Source organism: Micromonospora zamorensis, from assembly GCF_900090275.1.
Taxonomy (GTDB): Bacteria; Actinomycetota; Actinomycetes; order Mycobacteriales; family Micromonosporaceae; genus Micromonospora; species Micromonospora zamorensis.
In genome coordinates, this window is sequence record NZ_LT607755.1 from 4,632,226 (window position 1) to 4,652,599 (window position 20,374).

The following is a 20,374-nucleotide window of genomic DNA, read 5'->3' on the forward strand; positions in this document are numbered from 1 at the left end:
CGTCGGCTCACCCGGTCGGGGTCACCGCTGTGCCGCCCAGAGCACGGCCCGGCCGAGCTGCGACTGCAAACCCTTCGGGTGCAGGCGGAACGTCGGGTCGGTGCCGAACAGCACCACGCCGTTTCCGGCAGCGGAGACGCCCCGCACGATGCTGGCCTGGTTGGCCGCAGACACCTGCCCGTTGGCGCCGTCGGTGGCCCACCAGCCGGAGAGCAGCGGGTCGGCAGCGTACGACTGGTCGACCTCGACGCCTGCGCCCAGGTCGGTGAACCAGACGGGCTGGCTGATGAACGCGTGCGGGATGGCGGAGGTGGTGACCGGTCCCCCGTTGTTGACGATGTTGGCCACCCCACTCGCCAGGCTCGGCGCCGCGGTGGCGGTCACGGTCAGCAGCCCTGCGGCGTTGCTGAGGGACGCCCCGGCGGTGCCCAGGCCGACCACGCCGCCGCCCCGGGCAAGGAACCGGTCCAGGGCCGCCCGGTTCTCGGCGGTCAGGGTCGCCAGGTTGACGTTGTTGGCGACCAGCAGCACGTCGACGTCGTCGGTCAGCGTGCCGACCAGCGTCGCGGTGGTCAGTTCCCGGCCCTCGAAACCGAGGTCGGCGAGGGTGTCCCGCTCCTCGACCGTACCGAGATAGCCGACCACGACCCGGTCCAGCGGGGTTCCCTGCCAACGGGCCGGCGCGCGTTCGAAGCTGACCGCGTGGGCGCGAACCTCGGCAGCGGCCAGCTTCCGGTTGGCCGGGGTGCCGGGGACGACCACCGACCCGTCCGCGAGCCGGTGGACCTCGACGCCCTTCGCGAGCAGCGAGTTCACGGCCAGCAGGTCTGCCGCGTCGCGCAGGTCCAGGCGCAGGTCGGACCGACCGGCGGGCAGAGTGCCCTTGGCCCGCCCGTCGTAGGTCCGCTCCAGGCGTACCCGGGGCAGGTTGTCCCACACGGTGTCCACAGTGGCGCCCCAGGTGAGCCCCTGGCTCCAGGCCGCCGGGCCCGCGTACAGGTCGTTCACCCGGTCGGTGATGTCGGCACCCGGTTCGAGCAGCGAGTTGACCAGGCCGCGCTTGGGTTGTTGCAGGTCGACGACGTACGAGCCGGCCTGGTAGCGGTTGCCGCCAGCGGTGAAGTTCGTCTTCGCCCGCCACACCCGGCCACCGCTGTCGATCAGCAGGTCGACCAGGCGGGCCGCGGCCGGCTCGGAGCGCTGCCCGGCGCCGCTCGGGATGACGTACGCCCGGGGGAAGGTGGTGTTGTAGTTGTCCTCCGGACCCCAGCCCGGCACATAGCCGTCGGGGATGTCGCGCAACGGCTCACCGGCCAGGCCCCGCCGGTAGACCTCGGCCTGGTCGTGCAGCACCTCGGCCCGGTGGTCCTGGATGTAGCGCAGCGAGGTGCGGATGGCCACCTCGTGCACGTCGGTGTTGATACCGGAGCGACGGACCCGTTCGGCGGGGGTGAGCGTGCTGCCGCGCGGGTTCAGCGGGGCCTCGATCGTGTACGGGATGCTGCTCTGCAACATGGCGAAGGACGGCACGTAGATCGGTGGGAAGTCGTCCCAGACGCCCGGTTCGTCGTCGCGGAAGGGGATCCGGGCCCGCTGGGTCTCGGCGTACCCGAGACCGCGCAGGTCCTCCTCGATCGCCAACGCGTTGGGCAGGCCGTGCTTGATGTACAGGTCGTACTCGTTGTTGACGTTGTGCGGCGGGGTGCTGGGGTGCAGCAGGGTCGGGTTGACGTACCCGTGCAGGTCCAGCGTGATGATCGGCTTGGTGTCGATGATCAGGTCACGGATGAGGTTGGTCTCGGGCTGCGCGACGATGGTCAGGTCGCGGTTGAGGTCGTAGCCGGCCGAGTTGGCCCGGGTGCCGGCAACCCGACCGTCCGGGTTCGAGGTGATGTTGAAGACCAGCCGGTTGCGCCGCAGCAGCTCGGCGACCTCCGGGCTGCGGTCGGTGGCGAACTCCTCGATGACCCGCAGCGCCGCGTCGGTGCCCTCCCATTCGTTGCCGTGGATGTTGGCGTTGACGAAGAGCGGGGTCTTGTAGCCGGCGAGCAGCCTGCGGTCCCGCTGCGCTCGGGCGGGTTCGTCCTCGATGAGCCGTTTCCAGGTCTCCTGCTGCCGCGCCTCGGCGCGACTCTCCGGCGCGGTCACGGTGACCGCGTACAGGTCGTAACCGCCAGCGGACTTCCCCGCGACCCGGGCGGAGACCCGGTCGCTGGCCCGCTGGAGCGCGTTCAGCTTCGGTGCGATCTCGTCGTACGGAATCACGCCGATCGGAATGGAAGCGTCGGCCGGGTTGTCCGGCCAGACCGGGAGGGTGCTCTGCCGGGGATAGCCCCGGACGTCGGAGAGGTCGACGGGGACCGACGGCACCGTGGGCAGCGCGCTGGCGGACACCGGCCCGGTCAGGGCCATGGTCGCGAGCAGCGCGGTGCTCACCGCGGTCGCGGTGAGGCGGGCGAGAGGTCTTGCGGACAGCATGACGGATCTCCTGTCGGAGGGTACGCGCAGGCGAACGCGCCGCCGGGCCGGAGACCAGCGGGGATGGGAAACGCCTGCAGCGTGCGAGGGAGGGAGGAACCCGGCGTCAGAGGGAGCGTCGACAGGCCGCGCTGGCGACGCGCAGGAGGTCGATGTGACCTCGCTTCGTCAGGTGAACGCTTCGCACGAACCGATCTTGAAGCGGGGTCCATCCACTGTCAACAGGTTCCCCACAGGTTCGGGCCCTCGACCCGAAACCCTCCCGACAGATGGGAACTAGTCGATCTTCGTGAGGTGGGCGGTGTCGTTGACCGTCCGGACGGCGACGCCGCCGTCGGGCCACATGTCGAGCACCGAGATGCCGGCCGCGTCCAGGAAGAGCCGGTGCAGGAACCCGTCGCCGGCAGCGAGCGCGTCGCGCAGCATCAGCTTGATCGGCGAGACGTGCGAGACGACCACCACGGTCTCCCCGGGGTACGCGGTGAGCAGCCCGGTGACGACGCGGTGCGCGCGTTCGGCGACGTGGGTGAACGACTCGCCGCCCGGCGGGGCGATCCGGGGTGAGGCGAGCCAGGCGTCCATCTCCCCCGGCCACCGCTCGCGGACCTCGGTGAAGGTGCGACCCTCCCACTGGCCGAAGTCGCACTCGATCAGGTCGTCCTCGGTGCGCACCGGCACGTCGCCGCCGAGCGCTTCGGCGATCGACGCCGCGGTGGCCGTACACCGGGACAGCGGTGAGCTGAGCACGGCCCCGACGGACGGGGCCAGCTCGGCCACCCGGGCGCCGGTGGCGCGGACCTGGGCGCGGCCCTTCTCGGAGAGCGGCACGTCGCCGCGGCCGGAGTAGCGCCGCTGCTCGGTGTACTCGGTCTCGCCGTGCCGGACCAGGATGAGCCGGGTGGCCGTGAAGCTCGGCCGGGGCTCCCAGGACGCCGGCGCTGTGGCCGGGTCACTGCCGGTCGCGGGCGTCGCCGGCGGCTGGCCCGTCTTCGGGGCCGACGGGGGCCGGCCGGCGGCGGCGTCCATGGCGGCGTTGGCGAGCGCGTCGGCGTGCCGGTTCTGCTCGCGGGGGATCCAGGCGAACCGGACCGCGGCGAAGCGGCCCACCAGCCCGGCCGCCTTGGCGGCGAGGGGCCGCAGGCCGGGGTGCTTGATCTGCCACCGGCCGCACATCTGCTCGACCACCAGCTTGGAGTCCATCCGGACGTCCACCTCGGCGGCGCCCAGCTCGGCGGCGGCGGTCAGCCCGGCGATCAGCCCCTGGTACTCGGCGACGTTGTTGGTCGCCGTGCCGAGCGACTCGGAGCGCTCGGCGAGCACCTCGCCGGTCTCCGCGTCACGCACCACCGCGCCGTAGCCGGCAGGGCCGGGATTGCCCCGGGACCCGCCGTCGGCCTCGACGCTGACCACCCGCGGTGCCACGACCTACAGACCCGACTCGTTGGTGCGGACCATGATCCGCCGGCAGTCCTCGCAGCGGACCACGTCGTCCGGGGCGGCCTTGCGGATGCGGGCCAGGTCGGCGCCGGAGATATCCAACCGGCACCCGCCGCAGCGGCCCGCGGTGAGCAGGGCGGCACCCAGCCCGGTGTCCGCGCGGATCTTGTCGTAGAGGTTGACCAGGTCGCTCGGGAGGTCAGCGGCGAGTGGCTGACGGGCCCCGCGCTTGAACTCCTCCTCCTTCGCGATCTCGGCCATCGCCTCGTCGCGGCGCTGCTCGGTGGCGGCCCGCTTGTCGCGGGTGTCGGCCAGCCGCTGCTCCACGCCGTCCAGTACGCCCTGCGCGGTCTCCCGCTGCTCCATCAGCTCCAGCTCGGCGTCCTCCAGGTCACCCTGGCGCCGGTTCAGCGAGACCAGCTCGTGCTGGAGGGCCTCCAGCTCCCGGGCCGGGCCGGTGCCGGCGGCCAGCCGGTTCTCGTCCTTCTGCTTACGGACCCGGACCTGCTCGACGTCCTTCTCCAGCCGGGCGATGTCCCGGTCGAGGTCGTCGACCGCCACCTGGGCGCGGACCCGCTCGTCCTCCAGCGACGACAACTCCCGGGCCAGCGACTCCAGCTCGGCCCGCTCGGGCAGCGTCCGCCGGCGGTGGGCGAGCTGGGCGAGGTTGGTGTCGATCGCCTGGAGGTCGAGCAGGCGGCGCTGCACCTGAGGGTCAGCCTTCACGGTCGGGCTCCTTGTCGTCCACAACGGGTGCGGCGGCGTGCACGGTCCACGGGTCGGTGTCCAGGTCGGACACCAGCGTCTCGACGCCCAGCGCCTCCCGGAGGAGGGCGGCCAGGTCGTCCAGCCACGGTCGTTCGGTCGCCCAGTGGGCGGCGTCGATCAGGGCGGGACCATCGGCGGCGAGGTGCTCGCCGGCCGGGTGGTGCCGCAGGTCGGCGGTGAGGAAGGCGTCCACCCCGGCGGCGGTCGCGGCGCCGAGGAAGCTGTCCCCCGACCCGCCGCTGACGGCGAGGGTACGAACCATACGCCCGGGATCCCCCGCGGCGCGAACTCCCCAGGACGTGACGGGAAGCACGGCGGCGGCGTGCCGGGTCAGCTCGGCGAGGGTCATCGGGTGGGGCAGCTCGCCGATCCGCCCGAAGCCCCGGTCGTCGCCGTGGGCGGGCGAGCCGGGCGCGGGGCGCAGCAGCGGGCGCAGCCCGGTCAGCCCGAACCGGGCAGCGAGGGCGTCCGAGACGCCCGGGGAGGCGACGTCGGCGTTGGTGTGCGCCGCGTAGAGCGCCACCCCGGCCCGGATCAGCTGGTGGATGATCCGCCCCTTGAAGGTCGTCGGAGCGACCGACGAGACCCCGCGCAGCAGCAGGGGGTGATGCGCGACGATCATGTCGGCGTCGACGGCCAGCGCCTCGGCGACCGTCTCGGGCACCACGTCGACGACGCAGAGCACCCGGCGCACCGGGGCGGACGGCTCACCGAGCACCAGGCCCACCCGGTCCCACTCCTCGGCCCAGACCGGCGGAAAGCGCCGTTCCAGCTCGGCCACGACGTCGGTCACCGTCGGCGCGGATCCGCTTGTGCTCACGGCGGCCCAGCTTACCGGCGCGGGGACCGTGGGGCGGCGACGCCCGGCCCGGCCGCGCCGAGTGAGAGCCCTGCCGGGAGCGCTAGGCGGCGCTCACCGAGACGGCGCGCAGCGCGGCCAGCGGCTTCGCCCACGGGAAGGCGGGCAGGTGCTGCTCCCCCGTTCCCGGCGGGTGCAGGGCGATCACGTGATCCCCGAAGAGCACCGTGACACCCCACTCGGCCAGCCGAGCCACCCCGGCCCGAAACGCCGGGTGGGCGGCCATCGCCGCATTGGTGTAGGGCACCGCCACGATGGGGACGCCCTTGCCCTGCGCCTCGATCAGCAGCCCGAGCGCGAGGGTGTCGGTGATCCCGGCCGCCCATTTGTTGACCGTGTTGACGGTGGCCGGGCAGACGATCATGGCGTCGGCGGGCGGCAGCACGTCCGGGTCACCGGGATTCTTGTAGTGCGTCCGCACCGGGTGGCCGGTCTGCCGAACCAGTGCCGACTGGTCGACGAACTTCGCGCCGTCCGGCGTGGTGACCACGCAGACGTCCCAACCATCCTGCTGGGCAAGGTCGACCAGACGGCCGACGTGCCGTGCCAACGGCGAACCGCAGGCGATGACGTAGAGCACCTCGCGGTGCCCGCTGGTGCACGGTGGGCCGGCCATCAAGCCGGCTCCGCGCTCATACCCCTACTCCCATGTGCTCAGCCAACTCCGCTACCGGAGAAGGCGGCGCACCACGTGTGCGACGCAGGATGTCCGACATCACCTCGTGCGCGATCGGACGGCAACGGATCTCGGACGGAGCGAGTCGATCACCGAGCAGCAGCATCTCGCCGGCGTTCGCCACGTCGCCGATCTGGGCGTACCCGCGGGCGATGTCGAGCAGGTGGTGGGCGCGACGTTCGGGCAGCAGCGCGTTGAAGGAGGGCTCGGCGATGCGCAGCTGGTGCACCTCCACGGCCCGACCGCCGTCGCCCAGCTCCACCGCGGCGGCGGCCCGGTGCAGCTCGACATTCGTCGGGCCGAACGACGTCCAGTAGTGGTTGTGGTCGCCGCCGAGCAGGATGGCGGCCTCCTGCGCGCAGTTGATCAGGTCGTCGACGCTGGCCGTGTCACCGATGCGGGAGGCGGCCATCGCACCCTGGAGCAGCAGCATCCCGTAGACGGACAGCCGGGCCGGGGAGACCTCGTTGCTGCCGCCCGGTGCCAGCCGGTTGGCGATCTGGACGTTCAACTCCAGCGCGGGACGAGCCCGGCCCATCGCGACCAGGGCGGCGCACACCCGGGTGGTGGCGATCCCGGCCAGCAGCGGGTCGTTGGCCCGCTGGGCCACCGCCATCGACCGGTCGGCGGCCAGCCAGGCCAGCTCACACTCGCCGAGCTTGCGCAGCACCGACGAGGCGATCTGGTAGACCTGCCCGAGCAGGTGGGCCGCCTCGGGGGCCCGCTCACCGCCGTACGCGGCGTCGGCCGCCTGTGCGTCGCGCAGCAGCTTGGGCAGCGCCCGGGTGAGCATCCCGTAGCGGCCGTACTGGTAGGTGAGCCACGCGTGGTTGACGGCCTTGCGCATGTCGTCCAGCGGCGGCGGGGAGGGCGCCGCGTCGAAGTACGCGCTCATCGAGTCGTAGCGTTCCAGCGCCGCCCGGATCTCCTGCACCTCGATCTGGTCGATGCAGTTCAGCGCGTCGGTGCGGCGTTCCGGGTCCTTGCCCATGAGCAGTTGGACGTCCACCTGGAGGATGTCGGCGATCTCGTACAGGACGGAGAACTTGTCCAGTCGACGAACGCCGCGTTCGACCTTGTCCACCCAGCTCTTCGACTTGCCGAGCCGGTCGGCGAAGACCTGCTGCGACATCTTGCGTCGCCCCCGCCAGTAGGCCACTCGCCGTCCTATGGGTAGCTCGTCCATCTGCCCATCCTCCCCTGCCGCCCAGGACCCATTGAGTCGAGGCGATGTCCGCGGGTGCGGCGACTGTCGTTCACTTTCAGGTTTTCGCTGGTCGCACACGATGTACGTCAGCCGTACAGCCAGTCCTCGTACTTTTCGTGCAAGTTGCACGAGCCGTTCGTCAACCTCAACGATCGTGGGTTACGGCAGTGACGGTGCTCGACATGCGACCTGGCGACCGCCGGGCCAGAAGAGGGGAGATGGCACACATGTGGGGAAATGTCGCACCGCGCGTGGCCGAACTGTCGCCGCTGGAACGGGTCCGGCTGCGCCGGGTCGCCATGCGGTACGCCGCACACGGCTGGGAGGTGACCCCGGGTGCCTGCCTGGCCCGCAGTCGCTTCGTCTGCGGCCGGGCCGGCTGTCCCACAGTGGGCTGCCACCCCGCCCTGGAGAACTGGGAGCTGGCTGCCAGCGCCGACCCGGCCCGGGTGGCGACCTGGTGGCGCAGTCGCCCGCACGGGGTGCTGCTGCCCACCGGCCGGGCCTTCGACGTGCTGGAGGTGCCCGCCCACCTCGGCCGGCACGTGCTCGACGCGGTGCAGATCCACCCCGCCGGCACCGGCGTACGCGGGCCGGTGCTGGTCACTCCCACCGGGCGGTGGATGTTCCTGGTCCGCCCCGGCGACCCGCTCCGACCGGAGCTGGAGCACTGCTTCCACGTGGTCCGGCACGGCCCCGGCTCGTGGATCCCCGCGCCGCCGACCCGGCTGCCCGAGGGCACTGTCCGCTGGGCGGTCGCCCCCGAGCAGGCCCGCTGGCAACTCCCGGATTCGTACCTGGTGCAGAACACGTTGATCGGGGCGCTGCGCGCCACCGGGGTGACGCTCACCCCCGACCTGCTCCCCGGTCACCTGCCCCTGCCCCGACGAGGCATGTGAAACAGGCCCGGTCGACGATTCCATCCGGTGCCCGACAGCGTCGCCGGAGCGCCGGTCCTCGTTGACAGGGGGACGGCGCGAACGCGCGCCACGAACGGGGGAACGATGTCCACGGACGACAGAGCCTCTCATCCCGGCGGCACCGAGCCGCCCCGGCGCAACCACCCACGACACCGCTGGGCCGGCACCCGACCGTCCGGCTCGCGCCCCGGCCGCCCACGCCCCACCGGGTCCCGCCCGGCCGGCACCCACCGCCCGGTCCGCTAGTCGGTCAGCGGGATGGCGGCGGAGTAGTACTGGCGGCCGTCGTCGGTGACGACGGCGTGGGTGTGGCCGTCGTCCAGACGGTCCAGCCAGCCCAGCCCGGTGGTCCCCATGGCCAGGGCGGCGGTGGCGTACGCGTCGGCCACCCCCAGGTCGGTGCCGACCACGGTCACCGAGCGCAACCCGCTGGCCGGCGCGCCCCGACGCGGGTCCAGCACGTGCCGGCCCCTCTCGTAGACGCCGGACGTTGCCACGGCCAGGTCGGTCCCGGTGAGCACCAGGCAGGTCGACATCGCGTCCCACGGGTGCCGGATGCCGATCCGCCAGGGCTCCCCCGACGGCGAGAGACCCCGTACGCGCACGTCACCGCCGGCGTTCACGCAGTGGTTCGCGGCACCGGCGGCGAGCAGGCGATCCGAGGCGACCTGGGCCGCCCAGCCCTTGACGAAACCGGACGGGTCGAGCCGCCCGGTGGCGTACGCGTCGAAGAACCCGTCGGTGGCGCCCCACAGGTCGGCGCAGGCCTCCAGCACGAACCGCAGATCCGCGGACGCCTCGGAGAGCAGCACCTCACCCCGGTCGAAGCGGCACACCTCGCTGTCCGGCTTGTAGGTGCTGAACCGGGCGTCCACCTCACGCATCCAGGCGAAGACCTCGTCCGCAAGCTCGCGGAGGGTCGCCGGTGGCAGGTCGTCGGCGAGATCCAGGGTGATCGCCGTACCCATGATCTGTTCGACCCGGCACAGCCCGGGTCGGGTCAGCGCGGCCGGCACGTCAGAATGCCTGCTCGATGGCGGACCGCAGGGACTGCTTGTAGGCGTTGCTGGTCTCGGTGGCGCCGGAGACGGTGTTGAGATTGGCGCTCTGCTTCTGCACCACCTCGCCGCCGGTGCCGTCGTAGCGGTTGCTGACGTCGCCGCTGTGGATGTCGGACTCACCCCCGGTGGGCAGCGACAGTGCGACGGCCTCGATGATCCGGTTACCGGAGACCACGATCTGCACCTGCACGGACCCGTAGATCTCGCGGTCGTTCTTCGCGTCGAAGGGGGCGCCGGTGACCCGGCGGGTGGTCGACTGGGGCGCCTTGGTGGTGGTCCGCGGAGCGCTGGGGGCCTTCGTCGTCCTGGTGGCCGACGGGCGGGCGGTGGTCTTGCCGGGTTTGGGCGACGTCGACGGCCCGGCGCTGGCCGACGACGAAGGCGCTACGCCCGCCGGATCGGCACCCGGTGCGTCCGGGGCGGCGCTGGGATCGGTGCCCGGCCCGGCGGGGTTGACCGGCTGGGCGGTCGGCAGGTTCTGGGCGACCGGGGTGGCGCTCGTCGAGCCCTTGAACACCACCAGCGCGGTGGTGCTGGCGGCCAGACCGGTGATCGCGAGGAACGCGCGACGCATGGGATGCCTCTCCTACAACTCGAACGTGGCCAGGTGGATCTGCCGTCGGGGCACGCCGGCTCGGCGCAGCGCGCGCACCGACTGTTCCACCAGCCCGGGTGGCCCGCACAGGTAGACGTCGCGCCGGGCCACGTCGGGCACCAGCTGACGCAACCCGTCCGGGCTCATCAACTGACGGGGGCCGGGGTCGTCGCGGGAGCCGATGACGTACCAGACGGAGGTGTCCCGCTCCTGGGCCAGCCAGTCCAGCTCACGGCTGAGCAGCACGTCGGCCGGGGTACTCGCGCGGTAGATCAGGGCCGCACCCGGAGGCAGCTCCTCCAGCATGGCCCGGATGGGGGTGATGCCGCTGCCGCCGGCGATCAGCAGGGCCCGTTCGCGGACCCGGTGCGCGGCGGTGAAGGTACCCGACGGACCTTCGGCCCAGACCCGGGTGCCCGGCTCCAGGTCGCGCAGGTCGGCGGTGTGGGTGCCGACCACCTTGACGGTGACCCGCAGCCAGCGGCCGTTGGTGGCGGCCGAGACGGAGAACGGGTGCGACTGCCACCAGCAGCCCCGGGTGAGGAACCGCCACCGGAAGTGCTGGCCGCCGAGCATCGCCAGCCGGCCGAGCCGCTCCCCGGTGAGGTAGACGGAAATGGTGTCCGGGCTCTCGGCGACCACGTCGGCGACCCGCAGCTTGTAGCGCAGGTTGAACGCCAGCGGCGCGATCACGCGACCCCAGAGCAGGGCGGCGACCACCAGCAGGTAGAGCGCGATCCAGCCGGTGCGCACCGGGCCGGGCCGGTACAGCTGCGCGCCGTGGGTGAACTGGTGGCCGAAGCCGAGCAGCAGCACCAGATAGCTGGACAGGTGCAGCAGGTGCCACATCTCGTAGGGCAACGCCCGCCGGATCGCCCGGATGCTGCTGAACCCGACCAGCATCATGATGCCGGCGGCGACGAACGCCGAGACCATGTCCTCGTACTCGCCGAGCAACGTGCCGACCTCGGCGAGGACCGACTGCTTACGCAGGTCGGCGTAGCCGACGAGGATCAGCGACACGTGCGCCAGCACGGTGACCAGCAGGGTGGCACCGATGTCCCGGTGCCAGCGTGCCGTCTGCTCGCCGCCGATCCACCGTTCCAGCACCGGCAGTCGGCTCATCATCAGCACCTGCACCAGCAGCAGGTAACCGGCGATCAGACCGGAGATCCGACCCGCCGCCGTGACGGTCGCCGCGGTGGTCTTCAACGAGCCGGCGGACGTGCCCAGCCACCACGGCAGCACGCTGGCGACCAGGCCGACCAGGAGCAGCACGCCCAGCAGCCGCCGGCCGCCGGGTCCGCGCCGGTCCGGGATCTGCGGGGGTACGGGCGCAGCCGACCGGCCGCCGTGCCGGGACGAAGTCCCGGTACGACGGCCGGCGGCGTGGGTGTGCGGGTACGTCACGCGTACAGCTTCATCGGGGCGTACTTCTGGCGGGGGAAGACCTTCTCGACCTCCGCGTTCGTGAGCCCGAACCGGCCCTGAGCCACAGCGCCGTAGACGTTGAACATGTTGTTGTACTCCGGCACGTCACCGGAATCCAGCTTGTCGAGGCCGTTCCAGGTGCCGAGCAGCGAGCCTGCCAGCTTCTTGCCGGACAGCACTGTGACAACCCCGCCGTGCCCGTGGTCGGTGCCGCCGGTGTTGGAGCCGACCCGACGGCCGAACTCGCTGGACACCATGATCGTCACGTCGGCGGCCTGCGGGCCGAGGTCGGTGAAGAACGCGGCCATGGCACTGGCCAGGTCGTTCAACCGGCGGTGCAGTTGGCCGCCCGCACTGGTGCCCTGGTTCTCGTGGGTGTCGTAGCCACCCATGCCGACGGTGGCGACCCGGACGTTGGCGCCGCCCTTGATCAGCTGGGCGAGCTGCTTGAACGCGTTGCCGACGCCCTCGTACGTGACGCCCTCGACGGGCTGGTACGGCTTGGCGGCGAGCTTCTGGGCGGTGGCCAACGCGCCCATGCCCTCCTGCACGGCTTCCTCGACCGGGTGGTTGATCCCGGTGAACAGCCCCTTGATGGCCTTCTCGGTGGCGGCCCGGAACCGCTCGTCACCGTTGAGCCGCAACGATCCGATGCTGTTCAGCGAGATCGCGCCGTTGTTGCCGACCAGCGAGCGGGGCAGGGTGCTGCCGATGCCGACGCTGCGGAACGCGGTGCCCTTGCCCAGGTTGTCGACCAGACCGTCCAGCCAACCGCGACCGCCGGTCTCGTTGGGCAGCCCGCCCAGGTTGCAGGCGTCCGCGGCCTGGAAGTGGCTGCGCGACAGCCGCTCGTCCGAGACCGCCGGGATGAAGCCCAACTGGCCGGCGCCGAGCCACTTCTCCAACGGCTTGAACGCGCTGGTCAGCTTGAAGCCGCGGCCCAGGGCCAGCGAATCGTTGCCGAGCAGCAGGTCGGGGCGGGCCTTGGCGAGCACCGGGTCGTTGTCCGGTGCGATCAGGCTCAGCCCGTCCAGCCCGCCGTAGAGGAAGACGTGGATCAGGGTACCCGTCTTGGTCGCCGCGAACGACGCCGATGTGGTGACGAACTGGGCGGTGGCCAGGGCGGTGGCGGTGGCCGCGGCACCGGCGACGAAGGTACGCCGGGTGACGCCACGACCGTCCTGCTGGGCCTCCTCCAGGTTCTCCAGGGTGCGGTAGCGGTCGAGCTCCGCGGCGTTCTCGGCGGCGACGATGTCCGCCTCCGCGCGCAGCAACGCCTCGGCCGGGTTGTCGGCCAGCCGGCGCACGTCGGGGCATTCGGGGTGCAGGGGGAAAGAGTTGTACACAGTCTTCTCCATCGGGTGCCTCACCGGAGGTGGTGCTGGGGGGAAGCGAGGATCGCCCGCGCGACGGCGGTGATGGCCCCGTTGAACGTGGCGTCGACCTTGGCGGTCGCCGGCACGCCGGCCACGCCGAGGATCAGATTCTTTTCCCGCGTGCTCAGCTTCTGACCCACCAGCCGCTGGGAGAGCGCGTCCACGTACGCCCCGGCGGTGGCCGGCGGCTTGGCGACCAGCTTCTCCGGCGCCGTGTACGTGAAGGCGGTGCGGTAGCCGGCGAGGACCTCGCCCGCCTCGTTCCAGCCGTTGACCATGGTGCCGGCCGACGTCCAGGCGACGTAGACGTCCGGGTAGCCGTCCGGGGTGGGATGACCCATCGGGTAGTGGCCCAGCTCGCGCAGCTTGTCGTGGATCTGCCGCAGGCCGCGGGCGTACGGGGTGCGCTTGCTGTCACCGTTGTTGTGCTTCGGCGACGCGTCCGGCGAGACACCCAGGGTGCGGTACGTGGCGACCAGGTACTCCATCGGCCGGCGCACCTTCTGGCCCACGCCGGCCCAGAACTCGGAGGAGCAGAACATCGCCATCAGCACGGGCTTGATCAGGCCGTTGTTGGTGATGTAGATCTTGGCCAGCCGGTCCACCAGGGACTTCGGCGGGGTGTCCGAGACGAAGCGGGTCGCCAGGCTCTGCGCGACGTACTTCGCGGTCGACGGGTGCAGCGCGATGTACGTGATGTACGCGTCGATCGCCGCGTCGGCCTTCTTCGGGTCCGTCGAGTTGTTCGCGTGGGTGAAGCCGAGGATCTTCACCTTGCCGACGTAGTGCTGCTCGGGCTTGAAGACGTACTTGCCGTCCTTGTCGATGCCGCGGCCGGTCTGGAGCATGGCCGCCTGGCGCACGTCCGGCTCCTTGTAGCCGCCGTCGACGCCCACCGAGTAGAGCTCGAGGTTCTCCCGGGCGAGGTTCTCGTTGATCGCGTCCTTGCGGGAGTCCTTCTGGTTCAGGTAGATCAGCAGCGCGGGGTGCTTGTTCGCGGCGACCAGCATCTCCGGGTAGCTGCCCAGCGCGTGCTTGCGCACCACGTCCTGGTCGAACGAGTTGCGGTACACCTCGCCACCGTCGAAGTCGGCGGCGACGTGCAGGAAGTCGTTCCAGAAGTCGACCATCACCTCGAACAGTTGGCGCTTCGACCAGATCTGCCGGGCGATGGTGGCGTCGATCATCTCCCGTTCCGGCTGGGCGCCCTGCTCGTTGAGCTGGTCCCGCTGGGTGCGCAACTGCTGCACGTTGAGCTTCTGGGTCGGCAGCTCGGCGAGCTTCAGCTCGGCCTTGCTCGGCGCGATCTTCTCCGGGTCCATCTGGGCGCGGATCCAGGCGTCGATGCCCTGGTTCTTGATGTCGGCGATCACCGCGGGCGTCGGCCCGAAGGTGGTCCGCCGGGCCAGGTGCAGGATCGGATCCTTGGCCAGCACCGTCTTCACTGTCACCTGGGTCGCCGCGGCGGCGGCGGCCGGCCCGGAGAAGCTCCGTCCACCGGCCGGCGCGTTCTTCTTCAGCGCCTCGCCGGCCCGGGAGCCCATGTAGCTTTCGTTCTGCTCGGTGTAGGTACGCACCGTGCTGGGCTGCTGGCCACTGGGCCGCGCCGCGGTGCCGTCGGTCACCGTGCTGCCGGTGGCGTCACCGGCCGCCGCCTCGTCACCGAAGAGGCCGCGGATCTGCGGGGTCATGGCGAGCGCCGCACCACCGGCGACGACGGCGGCGGTGCCGCCGAGAGCCACCATGGCCTTGCGCCGGCCGACCTTGCGGCCCGGCTCGTCGTCATCGTCCAGGGTGGGCAGTCCGCTGCCGGCGGGCCGCGCCGGGGCCGGGCGTCCGAGCCCTTCCGGGCCGACCCACTGCGGCCCGCGCGGGGCGGGGGCGGGGTGCCCGGCGGGCGGGTAAGCCTCGCCGTACTGCTCGCGCGGGTCGGCCTGCGCCGGGTAGCCGCCCTGGTAGGGGTGGGGCGAGTCGTACCCGTAGGGCGCGGGCGTGTTGGGGTCGCCGTAACCGTCCGCGTTGTGGTGCTGGCGTCCGTCCCAACCGCGGTCGTCCCGCGGTCGACGTGGTGGCACATTCTGGTCGGCCATGTACCAATCCCGATTTCTGATGAGCGCCGGAAGCTGCGACCGGACAGGTGCGGCAGGTGCGGCGACTGTTGCCTGAGGGGGTTGCTACGGCAAGGTAACCAAGGCCCCATGGGCCTTCAAGGTGGGTCGAACACCATCGTGAGGGCACTTAAGACAGCGCTCAGTACGACGTCGGCGACCAATGTCTGACCGGGCACCGGCGCGGACCTCCCCAGCAGGGCGTACGCGCGGCAGCCGGGCACGGAACGGACCACGCGGCAGTACGCGACACTTTCCGCGCCGTTCACCACCACAGACAAACTTAAGGTTCAGATAAGCCGGACATGAGGTGCCCTCACGTGGAGGAAAAGTAGCAGCGGCGGTCGAGCGTGAGCCGCCACCGCAGCGGGTATGCCGCCGAACCGCTGAACGCGTGAGGGGAAGGCAGCGCCATGCTCAGCAAAGAGGATCAGCGCAGGTTCGACCAGATCACCCGTCAGCTCCGGGAGAGTGACCCGGCCTTCTTCGCCCGGCTGGACCACCGGGTCCGGGCCCGCAGGGGCCGCTATCTGATGTTGTTGACCATCGTGCTGTGGGCGTCGCTGCCGGCGATCGCCGTGTTCGCCGGTCGGATGACCGGTGCGATCTGCGCGGTGGTGCTCGTGGTCAACGCCGCGATCATGTGGCGGTTCCGCCGCCGCTGGACGTGACGGCTCACCGCTCACCCGGGCCGAACGCCCGGTACGCGCGGCGCAGCCGTTCGAGCAGTCCCGGCCCGCCGATGGCCGGGGCTGGCGCCCCGAGCTGGCGTAGCAGCAGGTCGGGACCGGTCGCCAGTCGCGGCGGCCGATCAGGCAACGGCACCGGCGGCAGCCAGAACCGGTCTGCCGCCTCCGGTAGCGGCGTCGTCGACAGCCCGGCGAGCGCGCGGGCCGCGCCGACCGGGGCCGCGACGTCCACTGTCGACTTGTCAGTGTCCGGTTCGGACACCGCGAGGACCGGCTGGGGCTGTGGGGCGGCGCCGGTGGCCTGCACCCGACGGGCGCGCAGCTCGGCGAGCAGCTCGGCGCGGGACCGTCCGCGCCAGTGCAGCAGCTCGAACGGGTCCGCGTCGAAGGCCTCGGCCAGCAGATAGAACGTCGCTGCGAGGTGCTTGCACGGCACCGCGAAGTCGGGGCAGTTGCACCGCTGGGTCAGCTCGTCCACGGCGGCCGGGAAGAGCGGCGCGCCAGCGGCGACGAACAGCTCCTCCAGCTCGTCGGGGAGGTCCCCGGCGAGCAGCCGGGCGCTGAAGAACGCCTGCCCGGCCAACTCCTCCTCGATTCGGGACCAGAGCGCCGCCGGGAACGGCCGCAGCGCGATGGACACCTGGTACGGCTGCGGCCGGGAGCCCTGCACCACCGCGCTGACCAGCCCGGGTGTGATGTCGAGCGAGAGCACCTGACCGGCCCGCGCGTACGACCGGCCGCGGGTCAACCGGGTGCCGAGCGCGAACGACTCCAGCACCTCCAGGAAACGCCGGGACCACCAGGACCGGCCGATCGCGCCCCGGGCGCTGCGCGCCCGCAGACCCCCGTCGACCTTGCGAGGGCGGCCGTAGTCGGCGAACCTGTCGGTGCTCACGCCAGAGCTTCCCTCGCTCACTACTCCACCACCGCCCCGGCCTCCAGGGCGAACAGCTCGCGCAACTGGCCGGTGGACAGCTCGGTGATCCACTGCTCGCCGGTGCCCACCACCCGCTGGGCGAGGGCACGCTTGTCGGCGATCATCGCGGCGACCTTCTCCTCCACAGTGCCGGCGCAGACGAACTTGCGAACCTGCACCCGTCGGCGCTGCCCGATCCGGAACGCCCGGTCGGTGGCCTGGTCCTCCACCGCCGGGTTCCACCACCGGTCCACGTGCACCACGTGGTTGGCGGCGGTCAGGGTGAGCCCGGTGCCACCGGCCTTGAGGGAGAGGACGAACAGCGGTGGGCCGTCCGCCGACTGGAAGCGCTGCACCATGGCGTCCCGCTCGGCCTTACCGAGGCCGCCGTGCAGGAACAGCACCTCCCGGCCGAAGCGCGCCGACAGGTGACCGCGCAGCATCGCCCCGAACTCGGCGTACTGCGTGAACAGCAACGCCCGCTCCCCCGCCGCCAGCACCTCCTCCACGATCTCGGTCAGCCGGGAAAGCTTGCCGGAGCGGCCCTCCAGCGCCGAACCGTCGCGGAGCAACTGCGCCGGGTGGTTGCAGACCTGCTTGAGCCGGGTCATGGTGGCCAGCACCAGGCCACGTCGCTCGATGCCGTCGCTGGTCTCGATCCGGGTGAGCATGTCGTCGACCACCACCCGGTACAGGGCTGCCTGCTCGGCGGTGAGGTTGCAGAGAACCTCCATCTCCAGCTTCTCCGGCAGGTCCGAGATGATCGACGAGTCGGTCTTGAGTCGGCGCAACACGAACGGGCCGGTGATCCGGCGCAGCCGCTCGGCGGCCTCGGCGTCGCCGTGCCGCTCGATCGGCTCGGCGAACCGCTTGCGGAACGTCGCCGCCGGCCCGAGCAGACCCGGGTTGGCGAACTGCATGATCGACCACAGGTCGGCGAGCCGGTTCTCCACCGGCGTACCGGTCACCGCCACCCGCTGCCGGGCCGGCAGCGCGCGGACCGCCTCGGCCTGCCGGGTCGACGCGTTCTTGATGGCCTGCGCCTCGTCCACCACCACCCGGTGCCAGTCGATGCCGGCCAGGTCGACGGCGTCGCGGGCCGCCACCGAGTAGGTGGTGAGAACCAGGTCCGCGCCGTGCGCTGCCGCGGTGAACTCTGCCCCCCGCGCCCGCTCCGCCCCGTGGTGTACGTGCACACGCAGCGTCGGCGTGAACCGTGCCGCCTCCCGCTGCCAGTTGCCGACCAGCGACATCGGACAGACCAGCAGGGTCGGGCCGGCCTCCGGTGGGTCCCCGGCGAGCAACGCGAGCAGTTGGACGGTCTTGCCCAGCCCCATGTCGTCGGCGAGCACACCACCCAGCCCGAGCGAGCGCAGGAAGGCCAGCCACGCCAACCCACGCTGCTGGTACGGCCGCAGCGTTCCCACGAAGCTCGGCGGCGGATCCAACGGGGTGAGCCGGCGCTCGACCGCACCGGCGAGCAGGTCGCCGAGCGCCCCGTCGGCGCTCACCTCCAGCACCGGTAGCGCCCCGGTGGCCTCGCCGTCGGCCAGCCCCAGGCGGAGCAGGTCGGCGACGGTCAACTCACCCGCGGAACGGAGCAGGCGCAGACCGGCGGCGAGCCGCCCCGGGTCCAGCTCCACCCACCGGCCGCGCAGCCGCACCAGCGGGGTCTTCAACTCGGCCAGCGTCGCCAACTCGTCGGCGGACAGCGGATGGTCACCGAGGGCGACCTCCCAGCGGTAGTCGACCAGGGCGTCCAGACCGACGCCGGCTTCGGTGCCACCCACAGTGCCGGGCGCGGTGCGACTGCGGGCACGCAACCGGGCGCCGAGCCGCGCCGACGGGCGCTGCCACCAGGACGGCAGCAGCACCCCGAAACCGGCCGCGTGCAGCACCGGAGCGCCCTCGCTGAGAAACCGGTGCGCCCCCTCGACGTCGAGGTCCATCGCCTCCGGGGCGGCGGTCCGCAGCGCGGCGTCCAGATCCGGCCAGAGCCGGCTGGCCCGCCCCAGCTCGGCGAGCAGCGTCTCCTGCGGGCTGGTCGTCCGACCGGCCAGGCCGCCGAGCGTCTGCGGCGCCCGCCAGACCTGCCCGGCGTCGACGTGCAGGCCGGGTTCGTCGGCGGCCTGCAACCCGAACTCCAACCGCCAGCGCCCACCGCCGGTCGGCTCGACCGACGCCGGGACGACGTCGGTCGGCGCCGGGCGGGTGGCCAGGATCGGTTCGGTGACCTCGTCGGGGGCCGGTTCCACCAGCCGGAAACTGGCTCGCACCGGGCCGCCCGCGGCGTCGCGCTGCCAGTTGTCCAGCTCGTCGCGCAGGGTGGCCAACGCGGTCGGGTCGACGGTGAAGTCGCGCCGGGGGCCGGCGAGCGCGGCCAACCACGCCGGTGCCGGGCCACCCGGCCGCAGCCCACGCGCCAGGGTGGTGGTCGCCAGAGCGGCCCGCGCGGCGGCGTCGGTCAGCGCGTCCAGCGCATCCGCTACCACGTCGGCAGCGGTCAGCTCACCATCACCCGGGCCGGTGGTCCCGGTGGTGGTGACGGCTCGGGTGGCTGGTGGCAGGGCCAGTGCCAGCGAACGGGCCCATGCGGCGTCGGTGCCGGTCAGCAGGGGACGCCAGACCGCCAGCGCCGGCACCTGCGCCCCGGCTTCCAACGGCGCTTCGGCGGCCGACCGCGTTTCGGCGGCTGACGGTGTGCTCGGCTCCGTCGTGCGGACGCCGGGGAGGACACGGCCACGGGTCACCAGGTCGGCGGCGAAGTCAGCCAGCTCGGCGAGGTGACGCAGGGTGGCCCCGGGCACCGCCGGGAGTTCGTCCAGGGCGCGCAGGAGCGGCAGCGCGTCGTCCGGGGCGTACACCAGCACGGGGACCCGCCACCCGGCCAGGGTGAGCCGGCCGCGGGTCGGGGGTGCGACGGCGGTCCGGATCAGCTCGGGTGAGTCGGTCGGCGCGCCGGCCCGGGTGGGCAGGGTGAGCAGCGCGGTGTCCGGGCGGGCGGGCTCGGCGGCGTCGGCGAGGACGGCGACCAGGTCGGTGTGCCCGGCGGCGAAGGGATGCGGGCGTTCCCGGGGTGACCGACCGGAACGGGTCGGTGCGGAAGGCGCGGCGCTGTCCTCGGCCCAGACGGCGAGACCGCCGGTTGGGCTGTCGCCGGGCAGCCACAGCCCGTGGATGACCAGCACCTGCTCCCCCTCGTCGCCGCCCGCGCCCAGGATAGGCGGCCCCCTGCGGGTCCGGCGCATCCCACCCAGGGCTCACCGCGTCGCCGTCAAAGGCCGCCCGGGGTGATCGAAGATCAGATCGCGCCGGACTCGCCGTCGGTCAACTCGCGCAGGATGTCGGCGTGACCCGCGTGCCGGGCCGTCTCCTCGATCATGTGCACCAGCACCCAGCGCAGCGACACCTCACCGAGCTGCGGGTGCGGCACCACGTGGTCGAGGTCGAGGCTCGCGGCGACGACCCGGGATCGGGCGCAGGCCCGCTCGTACGCCTCGGTGAGCCCGGCGACGGTGTCCTGGTCGCCGACCGCGAAATGCGCCGCCGCGTCCTCGTCCGAGGTCAGGTAGACGTCGCCCGGCTCGGGGGCCAGCAGGGTCGGGAACCAGTTCCGCTCGACCATCGTCAGGTGCTTGACCAGCCCGGCGAGCGTGGTCGCCGAGGGCACCAGCCGGCGGCGCGCGTCGGCGTCGGAGAGACCGCGCAGCTTGCGCAGCAGCACGGCTCGGTGGAAGTCGAGGAACGAGTCCAGGACGGCGCGTTCGTCGGCGGTGCGGGCGAGCACCGGACCGAGCGTCGGATCGATCGTCTGCTCCATCCGCCGACCCTAGTGACGAAGCGGGGCTCCCCG

Annotated in this window: 16 protein-coding genes and 2 pseudogenes; 2 read left to right on the top strand and 16 right to left on the bottom strand. The window is 72.2% G+C overall.

The genetic code is table 11. The features are described 5' to 3' along the window. Positions 1-21: 21 nt before the first annotated feature. The 7 genes from GA0070619_RS20300 to GA0070619_RS20325 form a co-directional block, all read right to left on the bottom strand. Positions 22-2,478: a M14 family zinc carboxypeptidase gene (locus GA0070619_RS20300; RefSeq protein WP_088949531.1), complete on the bottom strand. Its 2,457-nt coding sequence runs from the start codon at positions 2,476-2,478 to the stop codon at positions 22-24. A gap of 106 nt (positions 2,479-2,584) precedes the next feature. Next, positions 2,585-2,821 carry a putative leader peptide gene (locus GA0070619_RS34135; protein ID WP_414855611.1) on the bottom strand — a complete coding sequence of 79 codons (237 nt, stop codon included), beginning with the start codon at positions 2,819-2,821 and terminating at the stop codon, positions 2,585-2,587. Continuing rightward, positions 2,755-3,900 (bottom strand): bifunctional RNase H/acid phosphatase, encoded by a 1,146-nt coding sequence (locus GA0070619_RS20305; protein WP_088949532.1) that lies wholly within the window; start codon positions 3,898-3,900, stop codon positions 2,755-2,757. Before GA0070619_RS20305 ends, GA0070619_RS34135 begins: the two co-directional genes overlap by 67 nt. Before the next feature lie 3 nt (positions 3,901-3,903). Further along, positions 3,904-4,641, bottom strand: a complete 738-nt coding sequence (locus tag GA0070619_RS20310) for a zinc ribbon domain-containing protein (RefSeq protein WP_088949533.1) — start codon at positions 4,639-4,641, stop codon at positions 3,904-3,906. Continuing rightward, the gene (locus GA0070619_RS20315) at positions 4,631-5,503 is read right to left on the bottom strand and encodes a Nif3-like dinuclear metal center hexameric protein (protein ID WP_088949534.1); all 873 of its coding nucleotides are present in this window, start codon (positions 5,501-5,503) and stop codon (positions 4,631-4,633) included. The genes GA0070619_RS20310 and GA0070619_RS20315 overlap by 11 nt, the downstream gene beginning before the upstream one ends. Positions 5,504-5,585: 82 nt before the next feature. Next, the gene (locus GA0070619_RS20320) at positions 5,586-6,158 is read right to left on the bottom strand and encodes a flavoprotein (RefSeq protein ID WP_088949535.1); all 573 of its coding nucleotides are present in this window, start codon (positions 6,156-6,158) and stop codon (positions 5,586-5,588) included. A 16-nt stretch (positions 6,159-6,174) separates the two neighbouring features. After that, the gene (locus GA0070619_RS20325) at positions 6,175-7,404 is read right to left on the bottom strand and encodes a helix-turn-helix domain-containing protein (RefSeq protein ID WP_088949536.1); all 1,230 of its coding nucleotides are present in this window, start codon (positions 7,402-7,404) and stop codon (positions 6,175-6,177) included. Between the two features lie 248 nt (positions 7,405-7,652). Here GA0070619_RS20325 and GA0070619_RS20330 point away from each other — a divergent pair, with 248 nt between their 5' ends. Next, positions 7,653-8,324 (top strand): bifunctional DNA primase/polymerase, encoded by a 672-nt coding sequence (locus GA0070619_RS20330; protein ID WP_088949537.1) that lies wholly within the window; start codon positions 7,653-7,655, stop codon positions 8,322-8,324. 263 nt (positions 8,325-8,587) lie between these two features. On the opposite strand, the gene GA0070619_RS20335 is transcribed toward GA0070619_RS20330, so the two are convergent. The 5 genes from GA0070619_RS20335 to GA0070619_RS20355 are packed head-to-tail and all read right to left on the bottom strand — an operon-like array spanning position 8,588 to position 14,898. Beyond that, positions 8,588-9,313 (bottom strand): FAD:protein FMN transferase, encoded by a 726-nt coding sequence (locus tag GA0070619_RS20335; protein WP_088951928.1) that lies wholly within the window; start codon positions 9,311-9,313, stop codon positions 8,588-8,590. A 49-nt stretch (positions 9,314-9,362) separates the two neighbouring features. Beyond that, positions 9,363-9,980, bottom strand: a complete 618-nt coding sequence (locus tag GA0070619_RS20340; RefSeq protein WP_088949538.1) for an FMN-binding protein — start codon at positions 9,978-9,980, stop codon at positions 9,363-9,365. A 12-nt stretch (positions 9,981-9,992) separates the two neighbouring features. Continuing rightward, positions 9,993-11,411, bottom strand: a complete 1,419-nt coding sequence (locus tag GA0070619_RS20345) for a ferredoxin reductase family protein (RefSeq protein WP_088949539.1) — start codon at positions 11,409-11,411, stop codon at positions 9,993-9,995. Continuing rightward, positions 11,408-12,790 carry a DUF1501 domain-containing protein gene (locus GA0070619_RS20350; protein ID WP_088949540.1) on the bottom strand — a complete coding sequence of 461 codons (1,383 nt, stop codon included), beginning with the start codon at positions 12,788-12,790 and terminating at the stop codon, positions 11,408-11,410. Before GA0070619_RS20350 ends, GA0070619_RS20345 begins: the two co-directional genes overlap by 4 nt. Positions 12,791-12,798: 8 nt before the next feature. After that, a complete protein-coding gene (locus GA0070619_RS20355; protein ID WP_088949541.1) occupies positions 12,799-14,898 on the bottom strand; it encodes a DUF1800 domain-containing protein in 2,100 nt (699 codons plus the stop codon). Between the two features lie 431 nt (positions 14,899-15,329). Between GA0070619_RS20355 and GA0070619_RS20360 the strand changes: the two genes are divergently transcribed. After that, positions 15,330-15,587, top strand: a complete 258-nt coding sequence (locus GA0070619_RS20360) for a DUF3040 domain-containing protein (protein WP_088949542.1) — start codon at positions 15,330-15,332, stop codon at positions 15,585-15,587. A 4-nt stretch (positions 15,588-15,591) separates the two neighbouring features. Here GA0070619_RS20360 and GA0070619_RS20365 read toward each other — a convergent pair whose 3' ends face one another. From GA0070619_RS20365 to GA0070619_RS20375, 4 genes and pseudogenes are all read right to left on the bottom strand, one after another. Then, positions 15,592-16,500, bottom strand: a complete 909-nt coding sequence (locus tag GA0070619_RS20365; RefSeq protein ID WP_172862081.1) for an SWIM zinc finger family protein — start codon at positions 16,498-16,500, stop codon at positions 15,592-15,594. A gap of 20 nt (positions 16,501-16,520) precedes the next feature. After that, positions 16,521-18,686 (bottom strand): annotated as a pseudogene (locus GA0070619_RS20370) (DEAD/DEAH box helicase); the annotation flags it as partial. A 71-nt stretch (positions 18,687-18,757) separates the two neighbouring features. Beyond that, positions 18,758-19,709: pseudogene (locus GA0070619_RS34140) on the bottom strand (serine/threonine-protein kinase); the annotation flags it as partial. A 113-nt stretch (positions 19,710-19,822) separates the two neighbouring features. Beyond that, positions 19,823-20,341, bottom strand: coding sequence for a DinB family protein (locus GA0070619_RS20375; RefSeq protein WP_088949545.1), 519 nt, complete (start codon positions 20,339-20,341; stop codon positions 19,823-19,825). Positions 20,342-20,374: the final 33 nt, after the last annotated feature.